The following is a 23,179-nucleotide window of genomic DNA, read 5'->3' on the forward strand; positions in this document are numbered from 1 at the left end:
GCCCGTCGATAGGGTTGGCCCATGCTGCTGTCCCGCGCACGCCGCTCCACCTTCGCGGTCTTCGCGCTGAACGGTTTCCTGCTCGGGATGTGGGTCGTGAACATCCCCGAGATCCGTGAACGAACCGGTGCCAGCACCGTCGTGCTGGGCTATCTGCTGCTCCTGTTCGGCGGCACCGCACTGGTCGGCATGCAGGTGTGCGGACGGCTGATCGACCGATTCGGCAGCCGAGTCGTCACGGTCGTCGCCGGGCTCGCGTTGAGTGTCACCTTGGTCGGTCCCGCCTTCGCCAGGAGCGTTACGGACCTCGCAGTGGCCCTCGCGATCCTGGGCATCTTCAACGGCGCGATCGACGTTGCCCAGAACGCCCAGGCGGTCGAGGTCGAGCGGGGCTACGCCAGGCCGATCATCAGCGCGTTTCACGCCTTCTTCTCCTTCGGCGGGCTGCTTGCGGCACTGGTTGGCGGTGGACTGATCGCCGCGGGCGCCGATGTCCGGTGGAGCTTTGCCGGGGTCGGAATCGTCGGCATCGCAGTGGTGCTCGCCGCCCGCCGCTCACTGCTCGCTCCGACCGAGGCAACGACCCGGGCCGCGGGCGTCGCGCGGGTGCGCTCGCCGTGGAACCTGCGCGTCGCGGTCCTGGCGCTGCTCGCGTTCATGCTGCTGCTGGCCGAGGGAGTCGCCTACGACTGGAGCACGGTGCACCTGCACGACTCGCTCGGCGCCAGCAAGACCGTCGCGGCGTGGGCATTCGGCGCGTTCTCGGTCACCATGACGCTGGTGCGGCTCGTCGCTGACCGCATCGTCGCACGGATCGGCTCCGCCGCATACGTCCAGCGCGCCGCCTTCCTCGGTGCGGCCGGGCTGCTCGGCGCGGCAGCGGCTCCGGATCCCGGCATCGCAATCGTGGGCTGGTCGGTGTTCGGCATCGGCCTGGCCGGCTGCGTACCCCAGTTCTTCAGCGCGGCGGGCAACATCGATCCGGCCGCAGCCGGCACGTACCTCGCCCGCGTCACGGGCATCGGCTACCTCGGGTTGCTGGCGGGCCCGGCGATCATCGGGATCCTGACCCACTGGGTGACACTGACCACCGCCTTCGCGGTGCCTGTCATCGGCTGCCTCCTTGCTGGGCTGCTGGCTCCGTCGGCGCTGCGCAGGGTGGACACGTGAACCGGCCCTTGGACGAGCTCATGGCACCGGACTGGGCCCGCGCGCTCGAGCCGGCCGCGGACCAGATCGCCGCGATGGGCCGGTTTCTCGAGGCGGAAACGACCGCCGGCCGTCCATACCTCCCGGCCGCCGATGACATCCTGCGGGCGTTCGCCGAGCCCATGGGCGAGGTGCGGGTGTTGATCGTCGGGCAGGACCCTTACCCGACCCCGGGTCACCCGATGGGCCTGTCGTTCTCGGTCGCGCCGGAGGTGCGACCCCTGCCGCGCAGCCTGGGCAACATCTTCAGCGAGCTCGAGTCCGACCTGGCGATCCCCCGCTCCGCGAACGGCGACCTGACACCGTGGTCGCGGCAGGGAGTCCTCCTGCTGAATCGCGTGCTGACAGTGCGTCCCGGTGCGGCCGGGAGCCACCGCGGCAAGGGCTGGGAGGGTGTCACCGAGCAGGCGATCCGCGCGCTCGCCGCCCGGGGCACCCCCTTGGTCGCCATCTTGTGGGGCCGGCAGGCCCAAGGCTTGGCGCCGCTGCTGGGCGACGTGCCCCGAATCGAGTCGGCCCACCCGAGTCCCCTGTCCGCGTCGCGTGGCTTCTTCGGTTCCCGCCCCTTCAGCCGCGCCAACGAGCTGCTTGCCGAACAGGGCGCGCAACCAGTCGACTGGTCGCTGGACCACTAGGCTGGGGAGGTGAATGAACAAGAGAAGATTCGTGACCGTGGCGTCGTGATCGATGCGGGATTCGCGGGGATGCAGCGTTGGGGACTGCGCATCATCGTCATCGCTGCGGCCGCCTGGGTCATCGGCTGGATCATCGGCCACAGCTGGATGGTGCTGTATCCGGTGTCTCTCGCGCTGATCCTGGCGACCGTCCTGGCTCCCCCGGTGGTCTGGCTGCGTGCGCGCAGCGTCCCGACGGCGCTCGCCGCGGCGATGGTCATGCTCAGCTTCATCGGGGTCGTCGTGGGGATCGTCGCGATCCTGACCCCCCAGGTCGCCGACAAGTCTGGCGAGGTCGCCGCCGGTGCCACCGACGGTCTGCAAAAGATCCGTGACTGGGTCACCGGCGAGCCGCTCAACCTGTCCGACGGCCAGATCACCCGAGCGATCGAAGCCGTGCAGGAGAAGGTCGCATCCAGCGCCAGCGCGATCAGCTCAGGCGTGTTCTCGACGATCGGCACCGCGACCTCGGTGATCGTCAACCTGATCCTGATCCTGATGTTGACGTTCTTCTTCATCAAGGACGGCCACAAGTTCCTGCCATGGGTCACGACGCTCGGCGGTGCGCGCACGGGCTCCCACGTGGCCGAGGTGCTGAACCGCTCGTGGAACACCCTCGGCGGCTTCATCCGCACCCAGACCCTCGTGGCCTTCATCGATGCCGTCATCATCGGGGTGGGCCTGGCCATCCTCGGATCTCCGCTGGCCATCCCGCTGGCAGTCGTCACGTTCTTCGGTGGGTACATCCCGATCATCGGTGCGTTCGTCAGCGGAGCCCTGGCGGTCCTCGTCACCCTGGTGACCAATGACCCCAAGGACGCGCTGATCGCACTCATCATCGTCATCGGAGTGCAACAGCTCGAGGGCAACGTCCTGTCGCCCTGGTTGCAGGGCAAGAACATGAACCTCCATGCCGGGGTGGTGCTGATGTCCGTCACGGCCGGAGGCACGCTGTTCGGCATCACCGGCGCATTCCTGGCTGTTCCGGTCACCGCCACGATTGCGGAGATCCTTCGCTACACCAACGAGCACATCGACGACTCGGTTTCCGTCCTCGCGCCCAAGGTCGACTCCAAAGCCGCAGAGACCCTCGACGACTGACGCTGACATGACTTCCGACTCGATCCGCACCGGGCCCGCGACGTGCCGCTCCCCGAGGCCTCGACATGGCAGCCATCCAGCTCCTCACTGCCACCCACTCACCTGACGACCAAGGAGGACCCGATGGCGGTCGAGACGGCACAGACGCTGGACCGCGGGCTGCGCATCCTGGCGCTCGTCGCGGGATCGAGCTCCCGCTTCACGATCAACGAGATTGCCGAGTCGCTCGGCTTCAGCCGCACGGTGGCCTACCGACTGATCGTGACGCTGGAGGACCACGACCTGCTGCAGCGGGACGAGCAGGGGCGGCTCGGGGCGGGGTTCGGCATGATGGCATTTCGCCATGCGTATCTCCCCGAGCTCAAGTCGCGAGCACACGCGGAGCTGGTCCGACTGGCCGATGCGAGCCGAGCCACTGCTCATCTGACGATCGCCGACGGCGACGACGCCGTGGCACTACTGGTGGTCGAACCCGGGCACAGCGACCTGCACGTGGCCTATCGTGTCGGCGCCCGGCACCGGCTGGACACCGGGGCGGCGGGCAAGGCGATCCTGCTGGGACGCCAGCATTCTGGTGACCCCTCTCCGCTGGCGAGCACCTCCGGCGAGCTGCAACCGGGCGCGGAGGGCCTGGCCGCTCCGATACTGGGGGTGCCCGGCCTCGAGGCGTCGATCGGGATCGTCAGCCTGCACCCTATTGACGCAGCCGTCGAGCCGATGGTGCTCAAAGCCGCGCAGGCCGTGTCCGAGGCCCTGACGTCCGGCTGATGCTGAAGAGTCCTCGCCACCCGGGCAGCTAGCCGATGACCGTGCCCGTGACCTCGCCGAGGGTCAGCAGCTCGCCGTCAGCACCTCTTGCTGTGGCGCGCAGCGTCACGGTGTCACCGTCCTCCAGATACGTGCGCGTGCTGCCGTCGTCCAGCGTGAATGACTCAGCGCCGCCCCACGACAGCTCGAGCAACGACCCACGTCGGGTTGGTTCGGCACCGGAGATCGTCCCTGAGCCGTAGAGGTCGCCCGTGCGCAGGGAGGCGCCGTTGACGGTCATGTGGGCGAGCATCTGTGCCGGCGACCAGTACATCGCCGCATAGGGCGGGCGCGACACCACCGTGCCGTTGAGATCGACCTCCAGGTCGATCGCGTAGCCGGCCGGCTCCTCGACCATGAGATAGTCCAGCGGCTCCGGGTCCTGCCCCGGCAGTGGGACGCGCGCCGACTGCAGGGCCGCGAGCGGCGTGATCCATGGCGAGATCGACGTCGCGAACGACTTGCCGAGAAACGGTCCGAGCGGAACGTACTCCCACGCCTGGATGTCGCGCGCCGACCAGTCATTCAGCAATGTCACGCCGAAGACGTGCTGGTCGAAGTCCCCCGTGCCCACCGGTCGACCCGGAACACTCGGTGCGCCCACCACGAATCCCAGCTCGGCCTCGATGTCGAGGGCTCGTGATGGACCGAAGCCGGGGCGGCCGTCCGGGCCCGGACGCTGCTGACCGCTCGGACGCGCGACCGGCGTGCCCGACGGCACGACTGTCCCGGCCCGCCCGTGGTAGCCGACCGGCAGATGACGCCAGTTGGGCAGCAGCGGCTCTGCGTCGGGACGGAAGATCCGGCCGAGGTTGGACGCGTGCTCCCGCGAGGCGTAGAAGTCGACGAAGTCGGCCACCGCGAACGGCATCCGTGGCTCGACGTCGGCCAACGGGATGCTCGCGGCCGTCGGACCGGAGAGGAGCGAGCCCTGCAGCCACGCGCGTACCCCGGCCCACGTGTCGGGGCCGGCCGCCATCAGCGCGCCGAGGTCGGGAGCGGCCAGCACTGATACGTCGACGCCCGCCGGTGGCGGTGAGATCACGGCCAGCGCGGCCAGATCGATGACGTCGTCACCCAGGCGTACGGCGACGAACTCACGGCCAGCATGCGAGACGGCCGCGTACGGCAGGTGCGCCAGCCCGAATCCAGCGCTCACTCGGCCAACCCCAGGGCGACGAGCTCGCCGTACGGCTCACCGACACTGCAGCTTCCGAAGCCCCTGAAGATCTCTCGCACGGCGTCCATCTGATCAGCGTCCCACGCTGCCACGATCGCAGCCAGCACCCCTTGGTCGCGCTCGGTCAGGATCACGGAGGCCTCCTCCGAGCTCGCCCCGGACAGCAGCGCGCGCACCGCGACGAGCACATTGAGGAATCCGTGCTGCTCGAAGCCCGTGCCGGTCTGGGTGTTGCGGACCGCCCGGTGCAGGCCGGCGGTCAGCTTGAACCTGCGTCTGCGACCGACCAGCACCGCGAGCGCCGTGGCGAGGTCGGCCTCGCCGGGGTGTGCCTCGGCGGACGTTCCCCCGGTCCGGAGCTTGACCTGATGTCCCGCTGCACCAATCGCGTCGACTGCGGCGGTCCATGCTGCTGTCACCTCGGCCCCGGGCAAGGGCAGCTCGATCGAGACGACGGGACCCTCCTTCGCCCACGCGAGCTCGCCAAGCAGGTCGATCGTCGCAGCACGAAGCTCGGGGTGGGCTGGAACTGCGATCTCGACGTAGATCACCGTGAGGTGACGCGAACTGGCGGCTCGGCGCACGGCCTCGTGGAGCTCGGCCGGTCCGGAGGTCGCGATGACGCCGATCTGCAGCGGCTGGTGATTCAGCTCCTCCAGCTCCGCGATGTCGCGGTCACGCACCAGCAGTGGCCCGACCAGCCACGCATGCGCGCTGCCCCGATGCTCGTGGTGATCGGCGACGGCGGTGGCCAGTGGTGCATTGCCGGGCGGGAAGATCGCGGCATCGTCGATCAGCCGGTTGAAGCAGCGATGGGTTGACACCCTTCGGAGGATATCGCAATGTGTGTTTATCGGATACTCTCATCCGTTATTCGGTTTCAGGAGTGACTCGTGACCTACTACTGCAGCGTGGGCACGATCCCGCCCAAGCGCCACACCCAGTTCCGCACCGCCGAAGGTGCACTCCACCACGAGGAGCTCATGGGCGAGGAGGGCTTCTCCAGCGACTCCTCCCTGCTCTACCACCTCGGCGTACCGTCCGCCCTCGTCGCCTCGGAGGTCTGGGAGCTCCCGGACCAGACGACCACCGCGAACCACCCGCTCAAGCCGCGCCACCTTCGCCTGCCCGAGCTGTTCGCTGGCAGCGACCACTCCACCATCGACCTGGTGACCGGCCGCCGGCTCGTGCTCGGCAATGGCGACGTCCGCATCGCCTACGCGGTGGGCAGCGCGCCGTCGGCGTTGTACCGCAACGCGATCGGAGACGAGTGCGTCTTCATCGAGTCCGGCTTCGGCACGGTCGAGACGGTCTTCGGCAGCCTCACCTTCAGGCCCGGTGACTACGTCGTGATCCCACGCGCCACGACGCACCGCTGGGTCCCCGACGGCGTCGTACTGGCCTACGCGATCGAGTCCAACAGTCATGTCGCACCGCCCAAGCGCTACCTGTCCCGCTACGGCCAGCTCCTCGAGCACGCGCCGTACTGCGAGCGAGATCTGCACGGCCCGACCGCACCGCTGGTCCAGCAGGGCCGCGATGTCGAGGTGCTGGTGAAGCATCGAGGTTCCGGCCCGGGCGGCATCGTCGGCAGCACGCTGACCTACGACACCCATCCGTTCGATGTCGTCGGCTGGGACGGCTGCCTCTACCCCTACACGTTCAATGTCGCGGACTTCGAGCCGATCACCGGACGAATCCATCAGCCACCGCCGGTGCACCAGGTCTTCGAGGGCCAGAACTTCGTGATCTGCAACTTTGTCCCGCGCAAGGTCGACTACCACCCGCTCGCCGTTCCGGTGCCGTACTTCCACTCCAACGTCGACTCCGACGAGGTCATGTTCTACGTCGACGGCGACTACGAGGCGCGCAAGGGCTCAGGCATCGCGATCGGCTCGATCTCGCTGCACCCGGGCGGGTACGCACACGGCCCGCAACCCAGCGCGATCGAGGCGAGCCTCGGCGTCGAGGCATTCGACGAGCTCGCCGTCATGGTTGACACGTTCCGCCCGCTGGAGCTCGGCGAGGGCGGGCTCGCGGCCGATGACGGGGTCTACGCGTGGTCGTGGGCCGGCCGCCAGCTCTAGCCGGCCGACGCCGCGTCAGTGCCTCTGAGAAGGTGAACCCATGGACTCTCGTCACGACCTGCTCAACGTCGACCACCTGCTGACCGAAGAAGAGCGAGCCATCCGCGACACGGCTCGTCGATTCGCCCACGACGCGCTCGCTCCGCACGTCATGGAATGGTCGGAGTCCGGCGAGCTCCCGGTGCGCGACATCGCCAAGCAGATGGGCTCGACCGGCCTGCTGGGGATGCACCTGACGGGATACGGCTGCGCCGGCGTCGGCCCCACTGCGTACGGCCTCGCCAGCGCCGAGCTCGAGGCGATCGACAGTGGCCTGCGTTCGCTGTTCTCGGTGCAGGGCTCGCTCGCGATGTACTCGATCCACGCCTACGGTTCAGAGGAGCACAAGCAGCAGTGGCTGCCGGGCATGGCAGCCGGCGACTTCATCGGCGCGTTCGGACTGACCGAGCCCGATCACGGATCCAACCCCAACGGCATGCGCACCCGTGCCCGGCGCGACGGCGACGACTGGGTGCTCAACGGCTCGAAGATGTGGATCACCAACGGCAGCGTGGCCGACGTCGTCGTGATCTGGGCCCAGACCGACGACAAGATCCGCGGCTTCGTCGTGCCGACGGACACTCCCGGATTCTCGGGTCGGGCGATCAAGCACAAGATGTCGATGCGCGCCTCGGTGACGAGCGAGATCACGCTGGAGGACGTTCGTCTGCCGGGCGACGCGGTGCTGCCCGGGGTGACAGGTCTTCGCGGGCCGCTCAGCGCCCTCAACGAGGCCCGGTTCGGCATCATCTTCGGTTCGACCGGCGCGGCCCGATCCTGCCTCGAGGCGGCGATCGACTACGCGACGACCCGCATCCAGTTCGACAAGCCGATCGGCGCCTTCCAGCTGACCCAGGCCAAGCTCGCCGACATGAGCGTGGCGCACGGCACCGCGCTGCTGCTCAGCGTCCATCTCGGGCGCTTGAAGGAGGCCGGCACCATCACCCCGGCCCAGGTCAGCGCCGGCAAGCTCAACAACACCCGGGTCGCGATCGACATCGCCCGAACGGCCCGTACGATCCTCGGGGCCAACGGGATATCCGGCGAGTACGCCGTCATGCGGCACGCGAACAACCTGGAGTCCGTGCTGACGTACGAGGGCACCGCCGAAATCCACCAGCTGACCATCGGACGTGAGCTGACCGGCCTGTCGGCGTTCGCCTAGGTCACAGCATCCTCGTGAGACGCTGGAGCCATGACTGAGTCGGTGGACCCAGCGGGAGCGCCGCGCCGCGGCCGACCCGGGTACGACCAGCAGACTGTGCTGCGGCGTGCCATCGATCTGTTCAACCGGCAGGGCTACGACGGCACCAGCATGGGCGATCTGGCCAAGGAGCTGGGCCTGACCAAGTCAGCGATCTACCACCACGTGCCGAGCAAGGAACACCTGCTCTCGGCGGCACTCGACGAAGCCCTTGACGGCCTGTCGGCCGCGGTCGACACCGCCGCAGCGGCCGCCCCGGGCACCAGCGCCTACGATCGGCTGCGCACCGTCGTGCACGAGTCGGTCGAGATCCTGGTCGCGCACCTTCCGGCGGTGACCCTGCTGCTTCGAGTGCACGGCAACAGCGAGGTCGAGCTCGCCGCGCTGAAGCGTCGACGTCGAATCGACGAGCGGCTTGCGAGCCTGGTCCAGGCTGCCGTCGACGAGGGCGCCTTGCGCGCCGACATCCCGCCCGACCTGATCAGCCGTCTGCTGTTCGGCACCGTCAACTCCCTCGTGGAGTGGTATCGCCCCGGCGGTCCGGTCGATACGGACGTGCTGGCCACGTCGATCGCCACGCTGGCGTTCGACGGGTTGGGCCTGCGCGAGTCGCCCTAGAGGTCCGCGATGTTGCGTCCGAGTGAGCGGCTCCGGCCGCGAAACTCCGCGATCATCGGCGAGGTGTCACCCGCGATCCGGCTGACCGTCACGTCATAGATCCCGGTGCGGCCGCGGGAGGCGCGCTCGGTTGCCGTCGCCAGCAGGGTGTCGCCGGCATGAGCCGATTCCAGAAAGGTGATGTCGAAGCCGGAGGCCACCGTGACCTCTCCATGGGAGTTGCAGGCCAGAGCGAACGCCGTGTCGGCGAGTGAGGCGACGAATCCGCCGTGGCAGACCTCCCAGCCGTTGACCATGTCGGCACGCACGTCCATCGAGACCTGCGCCGAGCCTGGTCCGACATCGATGACCTGCATGCCGAGCAGCCGACTGGCCTGGTCCCCGGCCCACATCCGCTCGGCACTGGCTCGGGCGAGCGCGTGTGGGTTCATCTGCGTCTCCTCGATTCGGGGGTGCTCACGCGTCGAAGTCGACCGTGACGCTCTCGCTGACGGGATGGCTCTGACAGGTCAGGACGTATCCGGCCTCGACCTCGGCGTCCTCCAAGGCATAGTTGCGGCGCATCTCGACCTCGCCGGAGGTGACCCGGGCGCGGCACGTGCCGCACACGCCGCCCTTGCAGGCGAACGGCAGGTCATTGCGGGTCGCTGCGGCCCCGTCGAGCACACTCTCGTCGCGCGGCATCGGTGCGGTGGTCGCGCGTCCGTCGAGCACGATCGTGACGTCGCTCGTGATCCCCGAGACCACCTGATCGGCTCGATGCAGCTCCGGGGGCGGCTCGTCGACGTAGAACAGCTCGAAGTGGACCCGCTCGGGGGCCACCCCCAGCTCGGCCAGCACGTCGCGGGCGTCGGAGATCATCCCGAGCGGACCACACAGCCACACGTGGTCAAGCGCCTCCATCGGCACCAGCGCGGTCAGCAGGCGGCGCAGTCGATCCGCCTCGAGCCGACCGGAGAACAGCTCGACGTCCCGGGGTTCGCGGGAGAGCACGTGCACGAGCTCGAATCGCGAGCCGTGCCGGTTCTTGAGATCGGCGAGCTCCTCGGCGAACATCACCGAGCCGCTGGTGCGGTTGCCGTACAGCATCGTCACCTCGGCGTCGGGGTGCGCGAGCACCGACGACGCGATCGAGATCATCGGCGTGATGCCCGATCCGGCAGCGATGCACAAGTGGCGCCCGCCGTCGTCGGGATCCGCGCGGAAGCTGCCGGTCGGGGTCTGCACGTCGATCCGGTCGCCCGGGCGCACGTCGCCCACGAGCCACGACGAGAACAACCCGTCGGGGATCTCGCGCACCCCGATGCGCGGGGATGCGCCGACCGCAGCGCAGATCGAGTACGACCGACGCTGCTCGGCACCTTCGATCATGCGCCGCAGGGTCAGCGACTGACCGGCACGAAAGTCGAAGACGGGTCGAAGCTCGCTGGGGACATCGAAGGTGATGGCCGCCGAGTCATCTGTGAGCCGCTCGACCGAGGTGACCGTGAGCGTGTGGAAAGCTGCTCGCGGTCTCACCCCCGCCGGGGCTGTCTCCTCGGTGGTCGTGCCGGTCGAGGTCATCAGATCTCCTTGACGTGCTCGAACGGCTCGAGGCACGCCGAGCAGCGATAGAGGGCCTTGCAGGCCGTGGGGCCGAACTCCGAGGTCAGCTCGACGTCGGACGATGCGCAACGCGGGCAGACCAGGGTGCGACGGGTCGGCCGCAGCGACAGCAGCACCGGACCGACGTGGCGTGGGGCCGGGCCGGGTGCCGACAGGCCGTGATCGGTGAGTGCCTGCCGTCCGCGCTCGGTGATCCAGTCGCTCGACCAGGCTGGGTGCAGGCTCACGCGCACCTCGACCTGGTCGAAGCCGTGGTCGTGCAGCGCGTGCACCAGGTCGTCCCGCATCGTGGCCATCGCAGGACAGCCCGAGTAGGTAGGCGTGATCGTCACGACGACGCGGTCGCCGACCACCTCGACGTCGCGGAGCACCCCGAGGTCCTCCAGGGTCAGCATCGGCATCTCGGGATCGGTCACGGACGCGACGACGCGACGCGCGACGGTCGAACCGATGTGCATCGACTCGGTCCCGCGAGGGGGTGAGGACATTGCGACCATACCGATCACCAGGCCCCCATCGGGTGCGCCCGCGCCACGACCTGCAGCTCGGCGAGCAACCGACTGAATGCCTCGGTGTGCAGCCCGTCGCGTCCGGTCTCGCCGCGGACGCCAGCGAGTGGACCGACCTCGGGGCGATCGACGCCACTGGCCGAAAAGACCTGATTGAGCAGCACGTCGACCTCGTCCATGACACTCACCGGGTCCACGCCGACACCCGCCGCAGCGACGGAGCGTTCGACCGGATGAGTCGTGAAGAGCTCGGTCTGCAACGGCCAGGTGGCGACCAGACCGTCGACCAGCCGGCGCCGTGACTCGGCGGTGCCCTGTGCCAGCGTCAGGAACCAGCGCGCGGCGTAGTCACGGTGATAGGTCATCTCCTTGACGCCCTTGACCGCGACGGCAGAGAGCACCTGGTCCCGGCTGGTGGCGAGCCGTTCGAACAGTGCGAGCCGCCAGGTCGAGAACAGCAGGAGTCGTGCCATCGTCATCGCGAAGTCACCATTGTCGGCCTCGACCATCCGCACGTTGCGGAAGTCACGGTCACTGCGGAAGTAGGCCAGTGCATCCTCCGGCGGCACCGGCGATCCCTCGGGCAGGATCGGGACGATCGTCTCGTCAGCCGCCGCAGCGCGGGCCAGCAGAAGCCGGGCCTGACCCAGCAGGTCGAGCGCGATATTGGCCAGCGCGATGTCCTCCTCAAGATCGGGCGCATTGCTGCACCACTGCGACAGTCGCTGCGACATCACCAGCGCGTCGTCGGCCAGCATCAGGCAGTAGACCGCCAGATCGTGCAGGTCGACACCGTCCGGCGGGGTCGTGTCGACGCCGGCCAGAGGATCCTCGAAGTCGGTGCCGAAGGCCCACTGCGAGTCGTCGCCGACGAGCAGACCGTCATAGACGGAGTCATGCTCGGGCACGTGGCTCGGGTCCGGGGTCTGATTCATGGTCAGCTCCCGATCACATGTGAGGGACGTCGTCGGGGATGTCGTAGAACGTCGGGTGGCGATAGACCTTGTCGCCGCTCGGCGCGAACAGTGGGTCCTTCTCGTCCGGACTCGAGGCCGTGACGGCATCGGATCGCACGACCCAGATGCTGACACCCTCGTTACGACGGGTGTAGACGTCACGTGCGTGGCGCACGGCCATGTCGTCATCGGCGGCGTGCAGCGAACCGACGTGCACGTGGTTGAGTCCGCGCTTGCCGCGGACGAACACCTCGTACAGCGGCCACTCGGCCTGAACTTCCTCGCTCATCCGCGCACTCCTTCGGTCCGGGCTGCGAACACTGTTGCGGCCTCGCGCACCCACGCGCCGTCGTCCCAGGCCTTCTTGCGATGCGCGATGCGTTGGATGTTGCAGGGCCCGTTCCCGCTGATGACGTCCTTGAACTCTTCCCAGTCCGGTTGGCCGAAGTCGTGGGACTGACGCTCCTGGTTCCACCGAAGCTCGGGGTCGGGCAGGGTGACGCCGAGTGCCTTGGCCTGCGGCACGGTCATGTCGACCATGCGCTGGCGCAGATCGTCATTGGTGTTGCGCTTGATGCCCCATGCCATCGACTGAGCTGTGTTGGGTGAGTCGTCGTCGGGCGGGCCGAACATCATCAGCGCGGGCCACCAGAACCGATCGACCGACTCCTGCACCATGGCCCGCTGCTCATCGGTGCCGCGCATCATCGTCGCCAACAGCTCGTAGCCCTGCCGCTGATGGAACGACTCCTCCTTGCATACCCGGATCATCGCGCGACCGTAAGGCCCGTAGGAGGTGCGACACAGCGGAACCTGGTTACAGATCGCGGCACCGTCGACGAGCCAACCGATCGTGCCGACGTCGGCGTACGAGAGCGCCGGATAGTTGAATATCGACGAGTACTTCTGCCGCCCGGAGATCAGCATCTCGGTCAGCTCGTTGCGCGAGACGCCGAGCGTCTCGCAAGCGGAGTAGAGGTAGAGCCCGTGACCAGCCTCGTCCTGCACCTTGGCCAGCAGGATTGCCTTGCGACGCAGCGACGGTGCGCGGGTGATCCAGCCGCCCTCGGGCTGCATGCCGATGATCTCGGAGTGTGCGTGCTGGGCGACCTGGCGGACCACGGTCTTGCGGTAGGCCTCCGGCATCCAGTCGCGCGGCTCGATGCGATCGTGCTGCTCGATCGTGGACTCGAACGACGCCTGCAGCGCACTCTGGTCCATCACGGGTGCCAGGGTCATCTCGCCTCCCGCTTTCTTGTCCGCAACCATTTACTGACCGAACGGTCTGTAATAGTCTTGCACGCGGCATCCTGATCGCGCAACGGAAGGTTCACGACCCATGAGTGCACTGCTCGAGAGCTACGCGGCCGGATCGTGGTTCCGCGCCACCGATGACGGCACACCCCTGCTCGACGCCACCACCGGCGACGAGGTCGCGCGCATCTCGGCCAGTGGGCTCGACCTCGCAGCCATGGTGGACCACGCGCGCACGGTCGGCGGTCCAGCGGTCCGTGCACTGACGTTCCACCAGCGCGCCTCCATCCTCAAGGCCGTCGCCAAGCACCTGGGCGAGCACAAGGAGGAGCTCTACGCCCTGTCTGCCCGTACCGGAGCGACGCTGCGCGACTCGCAGGTCGACATCGACGGCGGCATCAGCACGGTGTTCAGCTATGCCGGCAAGGGCACCCGCGAGCTGCCCAATGACACCGTGATCCTCGACGGGGGCACCGAGCAGCTCGGCAGGACCGGGCTATTCGTCGGCCAGCACGTGTGGACCTCGCGTCCCGGTGTCGCGGTACAGATCAACGCGTTCAACTTCCCGGTGTGGGGGATGCTGGAGAAGCTCGCGCCAGCCTTCCTCGCGGGGCTCCCCACGATCGTCAAGCCGGCCAGCCAGACTGCCTACCTCACCGAGCTCACCGTGCGACACATCATCGAGTCGGGGCTGATGCCCGAGGGTTCGTTGCAGCTGCTGTGCGGCAACCCGGAGGGCTTGCTCAACCAGCTCGGCGCCCAGGACTCGGTCGCGTTCACCGGCTCAGCGAGCACCGGCGCCACGCTGCGCCAGCACCCTGCGGTGCTGCATGGCGGCGTACAGCTCGGCGTCGAGGCCGACTCGCTCAACTGCTCGATCCTCGGCCCGGACGTCACGGGCGACGATGCGGAGCTCGACCTGTTCGTCAAGGGCGTGGTCGCCGAGATGACGGTCAAGGCCGGACAGAAGTGCACCGCGATCCGGCGCACGATCGTGCCGGCTGCGATGGCCGACGAGGTCGTTGCCGCCATCATTGCCAAGCTGGCCAAGATCACCGTCGGCAACCCTGCCAACGAGGGCGTTCGCATGGGCGCGCTCGCCAGCCTCGGTCAGCGGGATGAGGTGCGCAAGGCCGTGCAGACCCTGCGCGGCTCCGCCGAGATCGTGTTCGGCGATCCCGATCACGTGGACGTCGCAGACGCCGACGCAGAGACCGGAGCGTTCATGTCGCCGATCCTGCTCCGGGCCGCGCCCGGCGCGTCCGAGCCCCATGACGTCGAGCCGTTCGGACCGGTCAGCACCGTGCTGACCTACGAGACGCTCGACGAAGCCATCGCACTGGCCGCCCGCGGACAGGGATCACTCGCCGGATCGCTGATCACACGCGACCCTGAGGTCGCCCGCACCGTCACGCTCGGGCTCGCCCCGTGGCACGGCCGCATCCTGGTGCTCGACCGCGACGCCGCTCCTGAGTCCACCGGCCACGGATCGCCACTACCGGTGCTGGTGCACGGCGGTCCCGGGCGCGCCGGCGGCGGCGAGGAGCTCGGTGGCATTCGCGGCGTCCTGCACCACATGCAGCGCACGGCGATCCAGGCATCCCCTGACATGCTCACCGCGATCACCGGGCAGTGGATCAAGGGCTCGGTGCAGCGCATCGACGACGAGCACCCGTTCCGCAAGAGCCTGGCCGAGTTGCGGGTCGGCGACACGATCCGGTCGGCATCCCGGCAGATCACCCTGGCCGACATCGAGCACTTCGCGGAATTCACCGGCGACGCGTTCTACGCCCACACGGACGCCGAGGCGGCGACTGCCAACCCGCTCTTCGGTGGGATCGTCGCGCACGGCTACCTCGTGGTCTCGATCGCCGCGGGACTGTTCGTCGAACCCAAACCCGGCCCGGTCCTGGCCAACTTCGGCGTCGACCACCTCCGGTTCCTGACCCCGGTCAAGGCTGACGACACGATCGACGTGACACTCACCGTCAAGCAGATCACCCCACGCAACAGTGCCGAGTACGGCGAGGTCCGCTGGGACGCTGTCGTCGCCAACGCCGACGGCAAGCCCGTCGCGACCTACGACGTGCTGACCCTCGTCGCCAAGACCCTCGACAGCTGAGGTCACCCGCTCAGCGGGTCGGTTGGGCGGCGCCGCGGCGCGCGGCGGCAAGGTCGAGCGCAGCCTGCTCGCTGCTGATCCCGCGGGCCCGGGCGGACCCGAAGACGTCGTCGAGGGTCGCGTCAGCCGAGGTCATGCCCACGTCGGGGCCAATCCAATAGCTGCCGTTGAGCGTAGCGAGGTTCTCCGCATGGATCGACAAGATCCGCCGCCACCGCGCATCGTCGGTCGTACCGCGTGGAGCAGAGCGCGCCGTCCCAGGAGGCGAGGACATCGACGGTCACGTGGCATTCCTTTCAGAGGTTCGCGATGGCCGAGGCGGGGGACTCGATTGCGTCGGCGACGACCCGCATGAAGCCGGCTGCGGTTCCGCCGTCACACACCCGGTGGTCGAACACGAACGACATCTGCGCGATCTTGCGGACCGCGAGCTCTCCGTCGACGACCCAGGCACGGTCGATGACCCGGCCGAAACCGAGGATCGCGACCTGCGGATGGTTGATGATCGCCGCGCTGCCGTCGACGTTGAACCCGCCGTAGTTGTTGAGGGTGAAGGTGCCGCCAGTGAGCTCAGCCTGCGTCGCCCGCCCATCCCGAGCCGCCGCGGTGAGCCGGCAGATCTCGACGTCGAGCTCCATCGTGGTCAGCAGGTGTGCGTCGAGCACCGATGGTGCGAGCAGGCCGCGATCCGTCTGGACCGCGAGGCCCAGGTTGATCCCGGCGTACTGCACGAGCTCGTCCTTCACGGTGTCGACCTCACCATTGAGCTCGGGGTGGGCTCGGAGACCGGCGACCGTGAACCGGGCGAGATAAGCCAGCAGGCCCGGCACCGGCTTCCCGGCGGCCTGCGCCGCTGCACGGATGGCGAACAGCTCGGTGAAGTCGACGTCGACCCACACCGTCGCCTCCGGAATCTCGCTGCGGCTGCGCGACAGGGCCGTCGAGACGGCCTTGCGGAATCCGCTCAGCGGGATGCGGCGCGCGACGGCCAGCCCCGTGCGGCCGCCGGTGCCCGAGGCTTGCTCCACAGCCGTTTCCGCGCCATCGACCTGATCGATCGCTTTCTGCACGTCACGCCGGGTGACCAGACCGTCGATGCCCGTCCCGGTGATGTGCCGAACGGAGAGCCCCGCCTCGCGAGCCAGTCGGCGCACCAGCGGCGAGGTGACCCGCGGGACGGACTGCGCACCCGTGGCCGCGCCCCCCTGCGGCACGGCAGCGGGTGGGTTGGACTCGGTGGCCCGGGGACGGCGACGCCGTCCGCTGCCAGCGCTCTCAGGAGTGCCGTAGCCGATCAGCACGTTGCCTGACCCGGCCTGCTCCTCCTCGCGGTACTGCTCGCCCACCTCGGCAGGGACCAAAGGTTCGTCCCCGGACGTCTGGAACGAGATCAACGGTCGTCCCACGTCGATCGTGCCACCCTCCTGCCCGTGCAGCGTGCTGACCCGACCCGCATACGGTGACGGGACCTCGACGATCGACTTGGCGGTCTCGACCTCGACGACCGGTTGGTCGACGACGACGACGTCTCCGACCGCAACGAGCCAGTGGACGACCTCGGCCTCGGTCAGTCCCTCGCCCAGGTCGGGCAGGGTGAAGGTCTGGGTGCTCATCGGTCGTCCCACTGCAGGGTGTCGACGGCGTCCAGGATCCGGTCGACGCTGGGCAGCTGGAAGTGCTCGAGCTTCGGCGGCGGGAAGGGGATGTCGAATCCCGTGACCCGGCGCAACGGCGCCGCCAGGTGGTGGAAGCAACGCTCGGTGACGCGCGCGACGATCTCCGACGACACGCTTGCGAAGCCCGCAGCCTCGGCGACGACGACAGCACGGCCGGTCGATCGCACTGCGGCACACACCGTGTCGTCGTCGAACGGCACGAGCGACCGGACGTCGACAACCTGCAGGCTGCGCCCCTCGGCCGCTGCGGCGTCGGCGGCATCGAGCGCGATCGGTACCGAGGTGCCGTAGGCGATCAGGGTCGCGTCAGTGCCATCGCGCCGTATGACCGCGCGGCCGATGCCGGGCTGCGGCTCGTCGAGATCGACCTCGTCCTTGCTGAAGTAGAGCTTCTTCGGCTCGAGCACCACGACGGGGTCGGGAGACGCGATCGCCTCGCGCATCAGCGTGTAGGCGTCGGCGACCGTCGCGGGCGCAACGACCGTCAGGCCCGGGGTGTGCACGTAGTAGGCCTCGGAGGAGTCACAGTGGTGCTCGACGCCGCCGATCCCACCGGCGTACGGGATGCGAATAGTGATCGGCATCCCGACCGCGCCGCGGGTGCGGTTACGCATCTTCGCGACGTGGCTCACGATCTGCTCGAAGGCGGGGTAGGCGAAGGCGTCGAACTGCATCTCGACGACCGGACGCATGCCGTTCATGGCCAGCCCGACGGCCATGCCCATGATCCCGGCCTCCGCGAGCGGGGTGTCGAAGCACCGCGTTTCGCCGAACTGCTCGGTCAGGCCGTCGGTGATCCGGAACACTCCGCCGAGCGCGCCCACGTCCTCGCCGAACATCAGAACCGAGTCATCGGCCTCCATCGCGTCGCGTAGCGCCTGGTTGAGCGCCTGGGCCATCGTCATCTTCGTGTGCTCGGCCATCAGCGAGCCTCCTCCCGGGTCAGCTCTTCGGCGAGGAACGCTGCCTGTTCCATGAGCTGTGGGGTCGGCGTCGCATAGACGTGGGCGAACAGGTCGTCCGGATTCGGCTCGACATCGGTCATCAGGCCTTTGCGCATCGAGGTGGCGACCTGCTCGGCCTTGTCGGCGAACTCGGCCATCCGCGCATCGCTCAGGAGGTCGCGCTTCATGAGATAGGCCTTGCTGCGCAGCAACGGGTCACGGTCCTGCCACGCTGCGACGTCGGAGTCCGGGCGGTATCGGGTCGCGTCGTCGGCATTGGTGTGGGCCTGCATCCGGTAGGTGTGCGCCTCCACGAGCCGTGGACCGCCTCCGGCCCGCGCCGACTCGACCGACTCACGCAGAACCGCGAGCAGGGCCGCGACGTCGTTGCCGTCGACGCGCTCCCCCGGGATGCCGTACCCGATGCCCTTGTGAGCGAGCGATGGCGCGACACTCTGACGAGCCAGCGGCACGGAGATGGCGTACTCGTTGTTCTGCACGAAGAACACGACCGGTGCCTTGAACACCGCGGCGAAGTTGAGCGCCTCGTGGAAGTCGCCCTCGCTCGTGGCGCCGTCCCCGCACATCGCCATGACGACGGTGTCCTCACCGCGAAGCGTGGCGGCATGCGCGACTCCGACCGCGTGGACGAGCTGCGTCGCCAATGGAGTGGCTTGCGGGGCGACGCGCGTGCTGACGGGGTCGTAGCCGGAGTGCCAGTCACCCTTGAGCAGCACGAGCGCTCCGACCGGGTCGACTCCGCGAGCAACGATCGAGACGGTGTCGCGATAGGTCGGGAAGAGCCAGTCCTGCTCGCCGAGGACCAGTGCTGCGGCCACCTCGCAGGCCTCCTGTCCGTGCGACGACGGGTAGACCGCCAGTCGGCCCTGCCGCACCAGGGCATACGCCTGATCGTTGATGCGGCGACCCACGACAAGTGCCGCGTGGGCCCGCAGCATGTCGTCGTCGGCCGGGAACGCGTGCGCCCCGTCCTCGATCCGCTCCCCGTCGGGAGTGAGTAATTGGACCGGCCGGTCGGACGGCAAGAGGTCGCGATGCGACACGCGAACCACCTCTCGATGCAGACTAGTGTTCACAGAACCTTGCGCTTGGATACCAAGCGAATGCAACCGCCCCCGCATAGTCGAGAAGATGTCTCGACAGGCGGCCCTGTAACGTGCCATACATCCACCATGACGCACGTCACACCGGGAGTGAGAGACAGATGGCCGCAGCCCCGATCGACGACATCGACAGGCAGATCATCGGGGCCCTCGAGTCCGATGGTCGACTCTCGATGCGCCAGCTCGCCGAGCAGGTACACATCTCCCGAGCCAATGCCTACTCCCGGGTCGAACGGCTCACCCGTTCGGGCGTCATCACCGGCTACACCGCGATCATCGATCCGGTCGCGCGCGGACTGGGCACCTCGGCATACCTCACGATGAATGTGCGGCAGACCAACTGGCGCGAGATCCACAACGAGCTGCGAGCACTGCCCGGCATCGAGCACGTCGCGCTCGTGGGCGGAGAATTCGATGTCGTGATGCTGGTGCGGGCACGCGACAATGCGGACCTGCGCAGGTTGGTGCTCGACGAGATCCAATCGATACCGGGCGTCCTCAGCACCCGCACCCTGCTGGTGTTCGAGGAGTCATCACCCGCCCGCAGCCAGCGTGATGAAGAGTCTGAGCCTCCGACAGGATTCGAACCCGCGACATCCTCATTACAAGTGAGGCGCTCTACCAACTGAGCTACAGAGGCGTACGGGCCGAGGCCCGGCCACCATCGTAGTGGGTGACGACTTGAGGGTCCCAGACCCCCGCGCTCGCACAACCGGTCGACCGCTTCAGGTCAGACCTGACCCTCGCGGCAACGCTTGAGGTACTCAGCGTCCACCTGCTCCTGCACACCCAACGGAGGCATCCGAAGCTTCGCCGAGTCTCCGACCTTCACGAACGTCGCGAGATCCTCGGCCGCCTGGTCAAGGTCGCTGTCGGGCCGCAGGGCGTCGTCGAGCGCCAGCGAGCAGTCACCGGCGCCGAACTCCTGCCAGCCTCCCGCCACACCGAAGTCGTCGGTGGTGTCGGGATAGGCCGTCAGGCCGTGGACCCGCAGCAGGCCGATGACGCGAGACGGCTCGCTGCCGAGCCGTACCTCGTACGCCGTGCGGGTCTGCAGCTCCAAGCGCGCGTAGGGCCTGCCCGAATCGTCCTTCGCCTTGCTCAACTTCCAGGCCGAGGTGATCCGCGGAACGCCGACGATCGTCACGTCGGACGCGAAGACGTTGGCGACCGCGAGGTGCGGCGACACCTCGCCCTTGACCTGCTTGCGCAACATCGCGCTCGCGGTCTTGGGCAGGGCCGCGCTCACTGTCGCGAGCGGATCGGCGCCGTGCCACACCCCGTCGTCGAGGGCCGCGGCCGTGGCCCACGTCGTCAGGATCCCCGCCATGCGCCCGATCAGCTCCTCGCTGATTCCGCCGGGAACCGCGGGCAGCTTCGGCGGGTCGACCTCGTCGCCCGCGGCGGGCCAGTCCACACCGAGCGACTCCAGGCTGATCGCTGCCTTCCCCGTTGTCGGGCTCGCCTGCGGAGGGGAGCCGTTGGCGCATCCGACGCAGACGACTGCTGTCAGGAGGAGTGCCGTGAGCCCGCGCATCCGCCCAGTATCGGTGATCGGCTGGCTCCGCGACGGTGCGACATACTGACGACGTGGCAGCAGACTCCGGCAATGAACCCTATGCACGGTTGCTCATGGCGACTCGCGAACTGGACACACCGTTCGCGGTGATCGACGAGCAGTCGCTCCGGGCCAACGCCGACGATCTGGTGCGCCGCGCCCACGGCGTGCCGATCCGCGTCGCCAGTAAGTCGGTGCGCGTCCGCTCCATCATCACCGCGGCGCTGGCACGGGACGGCTTTGCCGGGGTGATGGCCTACTCGCTGTCGGAGTCGAACTGGCTCGTGGACAACGGGGTCGACGACATCCTGCTGGCCTACCCGACAACCAGTGGCCCTGCACTGGAGTATCTGGTTGCGGACGAGCGTCGACTGGCCCAGATCACGCTCATGATCGACAGCACCGAGTCGCTGGACCACATCGACAGCCTGCTCGGCAGCCACCACCCCACCATCCGCGTGTGCATCGACGTCGACGCCAGCCTCAAGATCGGGCCGGCGCACCTGGGCGTACGTCGCTCCCCCGTCCACAGCGCAGAGCAGGCCGGTGCGCTGGCCGCAGCGACAGCACGACGGCCGGGATTCGATCTGGTCGGCATCATGTTCTACGACGCACAGATCGCTGGTCTGCCGGACTCGTCGGCCGCGATCCGCCTGGTGAAGAAGCGCTCAGCCGCCGACCTGCTCGAGCGCCGGTCCCGTGTCGTGACCGCAGTGTCAGAGCACGCCACGCTCCAGCTCGTCAACGCCGGCGGCACCGGCAGCCTCGAGGTCACCGGCGCAGATCCCGCGATCACCGAGCTGACCGCCGGTTCCGGCCTGTTCGCGCCGACGCTGTTCGACAACTACGACGCCTTCGAATCGCACCCCGCGGCATACTTCGTGCTCTCGGTGGCCCGCAAGCCGTCGCCGGACATCGCGACGCTGTCCGGCGGTGGCTACATCGCGTCCGGGCCGACCAACAAGAACCGTCAACCGACACCGGTCTGGCCGGCCGGACTCAAGCAGATCAGCACCGAGGGCGCCGGCGAGGTGCAGAGTCCGGTCAAGGGCGACGCAGCGCGCCGCCTGCACATCGGTGATCGGGTCGTGATGCGGCACGCCAAGGCCGGCGAGATGTGCGAGCGCTTCGACGAGGTCGCAGTCGTCTCGCCAGGGGGCGGAACAACGCGCACACCCACCTATCGCGGAGAGGGCAAGAACTTCGGATGACCCAGACCTGGACCAACTGGAGTCGCAGTGAGCAGACCCACCCCGTACGCATCGTCCATCCCGCCTCGACCGCCGAGGTTGTGGGACTCGTGCGCGAGGCCACCACTGCCGGGCTGACGATCAAGGCGGTCGGGGCGAGTCACTCCTTCACCGCAATCGGCGCGACCGACGGAATACTCCTGCGGCTCGGGCGGATGAACCGCATCCTCGCGCACGACTCGGACAGCCGCCGCGTTCGCGTCGAGGCAGGCATCTCCCTGCACGAGCTCAACCCCAAGCTCAAGGTCCTCGGTCTGGCCCTGCCGAATCTCGGTGACGTCGACCCGCAGTCGGTCGCCGGGGCAGTCTCGACCGGAACCCACGGCACCGGAGCGAGGCTGTTCGGCATCTCCGCCGCAGTCGTCGGCGTACAGCTGGTGACCGCCGACGGCGAGGTGCTCGAGATCGACGAGAACCACCGCTGGTTCGGCGCCTCCCGAGTCAGCCTCGGTGCGCTCGGCATCGTTACCGAGGTGACGCTGCAGTGCGTACCGGCCTTCCTGCTGCACGCACGCGAAGCGCCGATGGCGCTACCGGAGGTGCTTCAGCGGGTCGACTCGCTGGTCGCGGAGAACGACCACTTCGAGTTCTACTGGTTCCCACACACGGAGAAGGCGCTGACCAAGTGCAACAACCGGGTCGCAGACGGCACACCCCGTCGGCCGGTCAGCCGTTTCCGGCACTGGCTGGACGACGAGTTCCTCAGCAACACCGCCTTTGAGGGAATCAACCGAGTCGTGGCCCGCAAGCGCTCGTGGATCCCCCGCGTCAACGCGATCGCGGGCTCGGCGCTGAGCGCTCGTGAGTACGTCGACGACTCCTACAACGTGTTCGTGTCACCGCGCACGGTCCGATTTCGCGAGTCGGAGTTCGCGTTGCCGCGCGAAGCCCTGCCATCGGTCCTGCGCGAGCTCGGCCAGTGGTTCGAAGCGGGCCACGAGAAGGTCTCCTTCCCGATCGAGGTGCGGTTCACCGCCGCGGACGACGTGTGGATGTCGACCGGTCACGAGCGTGACAACTGCTACGTCGCCGTACATCAGTACTGGCGCACCGACTACCGCTCGTACTTCGCGGCGGCACAGGACATCTTCACAGCGCACGGAGGACGTCCGCACTGGGGCAAGATCCACTCGCTCGGGGCCAGCTACTTTGCGCAGGCATACTCCCGGTTCGACGACTTCGTGCAGGTTCGCGACGAGCTGGACCCCGAGCGCACCTTCAGCAACGCCTACCTGGACCGCGTGCTGGGCTGACCCGCCGCG

The 23,179-nt window shown here is 68.3% G+C and carries 23 protein-coding genes, 1 tRNA gene and 1 pseudogene; 11 read left to right on the forward strand and 14 right to left on the reverse strand.

The annotated features are described in order from the left end of the window. Positions 1-21: 21 nt before the first annotated feature. The 4 genes from WB461_RS04920 to WB461_RS04935 all read left to right on the forward strand — a co-directional run bounded on the left by WB461_RS04920 (position 22) and on the right by WB461_RS04935 (position 3,752). Positions 22-1,170 (forward strand): MFS transporter, encoded by a 1,149-nt coding sequence (locus WB461_RS04920; protein ID WP_423851602.1) that lies wholly within the window; start codon positions 22-24, stop codon positions 1,168-1,170. Beyond that, complete coding sequence (locus WB461_RS04925) at positions 1,167-1,844, forward strand: uracil-DNA glycosylase (RefSeq protein ID WP_423851603.1); 678 nt, start codon at positions 1,167-1,169, stop codon at positions 1,842-1,844. Before WB461_RS04920 ends, WB461_RS04925 begins: the two co-directional genes overlap by 4 nt. Before the next feature lie 9 nt (positions 1,845-1,853). Continuing rightward, positions 1,854-2,984 carry an AI-2E family transporter gene (locus tag WB461_RS04930; protein WP_423851604.1) on the forward strand — a complete coding sequence of 377 codons (1,131 nt, stop codon included), beginning with the start codon at positions 1,854-1,856 and terminating at the stop codon, positions 2,982-2,984. Between the two features lie 123 nt (positions 2,985-3,107). Further along, entirely contained in the window at positions 3,108-3,752 is a 645-nt protein-coding gene (locus WB461_RS04935; protein ID WP_423851605.1) for an IclR family transcriptional regulator, read from the forward strand. Positions 3,753-3,780: 28 nt separating this feature from the next. On the opposite strand, the gene fahA is transcribed toward WB461_RS04935, so the two are convergent. Then, positions 3,781-4,950, reverse strand: coding sequence for a fumarylacetoacetase (fahA, locus tag WB461_RS04940; protein ID WP_423851606.1), 1,170 nt, complete (start codon positions 4,948-4,950; stop codon positions 3,781-3,783). Further along, positions 4,947-5,795, reverse strand: coding sequence for a hypothetical protein (locus tag WB461_RS04945; protein ID WP_423851607.1), 849 nt, complete (start codon positions 5,793-5,795; stop codon positions 4,947-4,949). The genes fahA and WB461_RS04945 overlap by 4 nt, the downstream gene beginning before the upstream one ends. A 69-nt stretch (positions 5,796-5,864) precedes the next feature. On the opposite strand from WB461_RS04945, the gene WB461_RS04950 reads away from it, so the two are divergent. From WB461_RS04950 to WB461_RS04960, 3 genes are read left to right on the forward strand one after another with little or no spacing between them, the layout of a single operon-like run. After that, the gene (locus WB461_RS04950; protein ID WP_423851608.1) at positions 5,865-7,058 is read left to right on the forward strand and encodes a homogentisate 1,2-dioxygenase; all 1,194 of its coding nucleotides are present in this window, start codon (positions 5,865-5,867) and stop codon (positions 7,056-7,058) included. Positions 7,059-7,098: 40 nt separating this feature from the next. Further along, entirely contained in the window at positions 7,099-8,262 is a 1,164-nt protein-coding gene (locus tag WB461_RS04955; protein ID WP_423851609.1) for an acyl-CoA dehydrogenase family protein, read from the forward strand. Positions 8,263-8,292: 30 nt separating this feature from the next. Beyond that, positions 8,293-8,919 carry a TetR/AcrR family transcriptional regulator gene (locus tag WB461_RS04960; RefSeq protein ID WP_423851610.1) on the forward strand — a complete coding sequence of 209 codons (627 nt, stop codon included), beginning with the start codon at positions 8,293-8,295 and terminating at the stop codon, positions 8,917-8,919. Here the strand turns inward: WB461_RS04960 and paaI are convergent. The 6 genes from paaI to paaA are packed head-to-tail and all read right to left on the reverse strand — an operon-like array spanning position 8,916 to position 13,228. Then, positions 8,916-9,350 (reverse strand): hydroxyphenylacetyl-CoA thioesterase PaaI, encoded by a 435-nt coding sequence (gene paaI / locus WB461_RS04965; RefSeq protein WP_423851611.1) that lies wholly within the window; start codon positions 9,348-9,350, stop codon positions 8,916-8,918. The two genes, WB461_RS04960 and paaI, sit on opposite strands and share 4 nt — an antisense overlap. A gap of 25 nt (positions 9,351-9,375) precedes the next feature. Continuing rightward, entirely contained in the window at positions 9,376-10,482 is a 1,107-nt protein-coding gene (paaE, locus tag WB461_RS04970; protein WP_423851612.1) for a 1,2-phenylacetyl-CoA epoxidase subunit PaaE, read from the reverse strand. Beyond that, a complete protein-coding gene (gene paaD, locus WB461_RS04975) occupies positions 10,482-11,012 on the reverse strand; it encodes a 1,2-phenylacetyl-CoA epoxidase subunit PaaD (protein ID WP_423851613.1) in 531 nt (176 codons plus the stop codon). Before paaD ends, paaE begins: the two co-directional genes overlap by 1 nt. Before the next feature lie 14 nt (positions 11,013-11,026). After that, positions 11,027-11,968 (reverse strand): 1,2-phenylacetyl-CoA epoxidase subunit PaaC, encoded by a 942-nt coding sequence (paaC, locus tag WB461_RS04980; RefSeq protein WP_423851614.1) that lies wholly within the window; start codon positions 11,966-11,968, stop codon positions 11,027-11,029. Positions 11,969-11,981: 13 nt separating this feature from the next. Beyond that, the gene (gene paaB / locus WB461_RS04985; protein WP_423851615.1) at positions 11,982-12,278 is read right to left on the reverse strand and encodes a 1,2-phenylacetyl-CoA epoxidase subunit PaaB; all 297 of its coding nucleotides are present in this window, start codon (positions 12,276-12,278) and stop codon (positions 11,982-11,984) included. Continuing rightward, positions 12,275-13,228, reverse strand: a complete 954-nt coding sequence (paaA, locus tag WB461_RS04990; RefSeq protein WP_423851616.1) for a 1,2-phenylacetyl-CoA epoxidase subunit PaaA — start codon at positions 13,226-13,228, stop codon at positions 12,275-12,277. Before paaA ends, paaB begins: the two co-directional genes overlap by 4 nt. 100 nt (positions 13,229-13,328) lie before the next feature. Here paaA and paaZ point away from each other — a divergent pair, with 100 nt between their 5' ends. Then, complete coding sequence (gene paaZ, locus WB461_RS04995; protein ID WP_423851617.1) at positions 13,329-15,365, forward strand: phenylacetic acid degradation bifunctional protein PaaZ; 2,037 nt, start codon at positions 13,329-13,331, stop codon at positions 15,363-15,365. 10 nt (positions 15,366-15,375) lie between these two features. Here paaZ and WB461_RS05000 read toward each other — a convergent pair whose 3' ends face one another. From WB461_RS05000 to WB461_RS05015, 4 genes are read right to left on the reverse strand one after another with little or no spacing between them, the layout of a single operon-like run. Further along, positions 15,376-15,639 (reverse strand): hypothetical protein, encoded by a 264-nt coding sequence (locus tag WB461_RS05000; protein WP_423851618.1) that lies wholly within the window; start codon positions 15,637-15,639, stop codon positions 15,376-15,378. Between the two features lie 22 nt (positions 15,640-15,661). Beyond that, the gene (locus WB461_RS05005; protein WP_423851619.1) at positions 15,662-16,978 is read right to left on the reverse strand and encodes a dihydrolipoamide acetyltransferase family protein; all 1,317 of its coding nucleotides are present in this window, start codon (positions 16,976-16,978) and stop codon (positions 15,662-15,664) included. Beyond that, positions 16,975-17,964, reverse strand: a complete 990-nt coding sequence (locus WB461_RS05010; RefSeq protein ID WP_423851620.1) for an alpha-ketoacid dehydrogenase subunit beta — start codon at positions 17,962-17,964, stop codon at positions 16,975-16,977. The genes WB461_RS05005 and WB461_RS05010 overlap by 4 nt, the downstream gene beginning before the upstream one ends. After that, positions 17,964-19,049: a thiamine pyrophosphate-dependent dehydrogenase E1 component subunit alpha gene (locus WB461_RS05015; protein ID WP_423851621.1), complete on the reverse strand. Its 1,086-nt coding sequence runs from the start codon at positions 19,047-19,049 to the stop codon at positions 17,964-17,966. The genes WB461_RS05010 and WB461_RS05015 overlap by 1 nt, the downstream gene beginning before the upstream one ends. A 233-nt stretch (positions 19,050-19,282) precedes the next feature. Between WB461_RS05015 and WB461_RS05020 the strand changes: the two are divergent. Further along, positions 19,283-19,579, forward strand: a pseudogene (locus tag WB461_RS05020) (Lrp/AsnC family transcriptional regulator); the annotation flags it as partial. 97 nt (positions 19,580-19,676) lie between these two features. Here the strand turns inward: WB461_RS05020 and WB461_RS05025 are convergent. Next, positions 19,677-19,749 (reverse strand) — tRNA-Thr (locus tag WB461_RS05025). A 90-nt stretch (positions 19,750-19,839) separates the two neighbouring features. Beyond that, positions 19,840-20,646 carry a hypothetical protein gene (locus WB461_RS05030; RefSeq protein ID WP_423851622.1) on the reverse strand — a complete coding sequence of 269 codons (807 nt, stop codon included), beginning with the start codon at positions 20,644-20,646 and terminating at the stop codon, positions 19,840-19,842. 95 nt (positions 20,647-20,741) lie between these two features. On the opposite strand from WB461_RS05030, the gene WB461_RS05035 reads away from it, so the two are divergent. Both WB461_RS05035 and WB461_RS05040 read left to right on the forward strand, forming a co-directional pair. Beyond that, the gene (locus WB461_RS05035) at positions 20,742-21,878 is read left to right on the forward strand and encodes an amino acid deaminase/aldolase (protein WP_423851623.1); all 1,137 of its coding nucleotides are present in this window, start codon (positions 20,742-20,744) and stop codon (positions 21,876-21,878) included. Further along, a complete protein-coding gene (locus WB461_RS05040; protein WP_423851624.1) occupies positions 21,875-23,170 on the forward strand; it encodes a D-arabinono-1,4-lactone oxidase in 1,296 nt (431 codons plus the stop codon). The genes WB461_RS05035 and WB461_RS05040 overlap by 4 nt, the downstream gene beginning before the upstream one ends. Positions 23,171-23,179 lie beyond the last annotated feature (9 nt).

This window comes from Aeromicrobium sp. (assembly GCF_049587115.1).
Classification (GTDB): Bacteria; Actinomycetota; Actinomycetes; order Propionibacteriales; family Nocardioidaceae; genus Aeromicrobium.

What these genes read in the sequence shown, in the direction of transcription:
- WB461_RS04920 (WP_423851602.1), top strand. Translation starts at nt 22, where the DNA reads ATGCTGCTGTCCCGCGCACGCCGCTCCACCTTCGCGGTCTTCGCGCTG.
- WB461_RS04935 (WP_423851605.1), top strand. Translation starts at nt 3,108, where the DNA reads ATGGCGGTCGAGACGGCACAGACGCTGGACCGCGGGCTGCGCATCCTG.
- WB461_RS04955 (WP_423851609.1), top strand. Translation starts at nt 7,099, where the DNA reads ATGGACTCTCGTCACGACCTGCTCAACGTCGACCACCTGCTGACCGAA.
- WB461_RS04960 (WP_423851610.1), top strand. Translation starts at nt 8,293, where the DNA reads ATGACTGAGTCGGTGGACCCAGCGGGAGCGCCGCGCCGCGGCCGACCC.
- paaI (WP_423851611.1), bottom strand. Translation starts at nt 9,350, where the DNA reads ATGAACCCACACGCGCTCGCCCGAGCCAGTGCCGAGCGGATGTGGGCC.
- paaE (WP_423851612.1), bottom strand. Translation starts at nt 10,482, where the DNA reads ATGACCTCGACCGGCACGACCACCGAGGAGACAGCCCCGGCGGGGGTG.
- paaD (WP_423851613.1), bottom strand. Translation starts at nt 11,012, where the DNA reads ATGTCCTCACCCCCTCGCGGGACCGAGTCGATGCACATCGGTTCGACC.
- paaC (WP_423851614.1), bottom strand. Translation starts at nt 11,968, where the DNA reads ATGAATCAGACCCCGGACCCGAGCCACGTGCCCGAGCATGACTCCGTC.
- paaB (WP_423851615.1), bottom strand. Translation starts at nt 12,278, where the DNA reads ATGAGCGAGGAAGTTCAGGCCGAGTGGCCGCTGTACGAGGTGTTCGTC.
- paaA (WP_423851616.1), bottom strand. Translation starts at nt 13,228, where the DNA reads ATGACCCTGGCACCCGTGATGGACCAGAGTGCGCTGCAGGCGTCGTTC.
- paaZ (WP_423851617.1), top strand. Translation starts at nt 13,329, where the DNA reads ATGAGTGCACTGCTCGAGAGCTACGCGGCCGGATCGTGGTTCCGCGCC.
- WB461_RS05000 (WP_423851618.1), bottom strand. Translation starts at nt 15,639, where the DNA reads ATGTCCTCGCCTCCTGGGACGGCGCGCTCTGCTCCACGCGGTACGACC.
- WB461_RS05005 (WP_423851619.1), bottom strand. Translation starts at nt 16,978, where the DNA reads ATGAGCACCCAGACCTTCACCCTGCCCGACCTGGGCGAGGGACTGACC.
- WB461_RS05010 (WP_423851620.1), bottom strand. Translation starts at nt 17,964, where the DNA reads ATGGCCGAGCACACGAAGATGACGATGGCCCAGGCGCTCAACCAGGCG.
- WB461_RS05030 (WP_423851622.1), bottom strand. Translation starts at nt 20,646, where the DNA reads ATGCGCGGGCTCACGGCACTCCTCCTGACAGCAGTCGTCTGCGTCGGA.
- WB461_RS05035 (WP_423851623.1), top strand. Translation starts at nt 20,742, where the DNA reads ATGGCGACTCGCGAACTGGACACACCGTTCGCGGTGATCGACGAGCAG.
- WB461_RS05040 (WP_423851624.1), top strand. Translation starts at nt 21,875, where the DNA reads ATGACCCAGACCTGGACCAACTGGAGTCGCAGTGAGCAGACCCACCCC.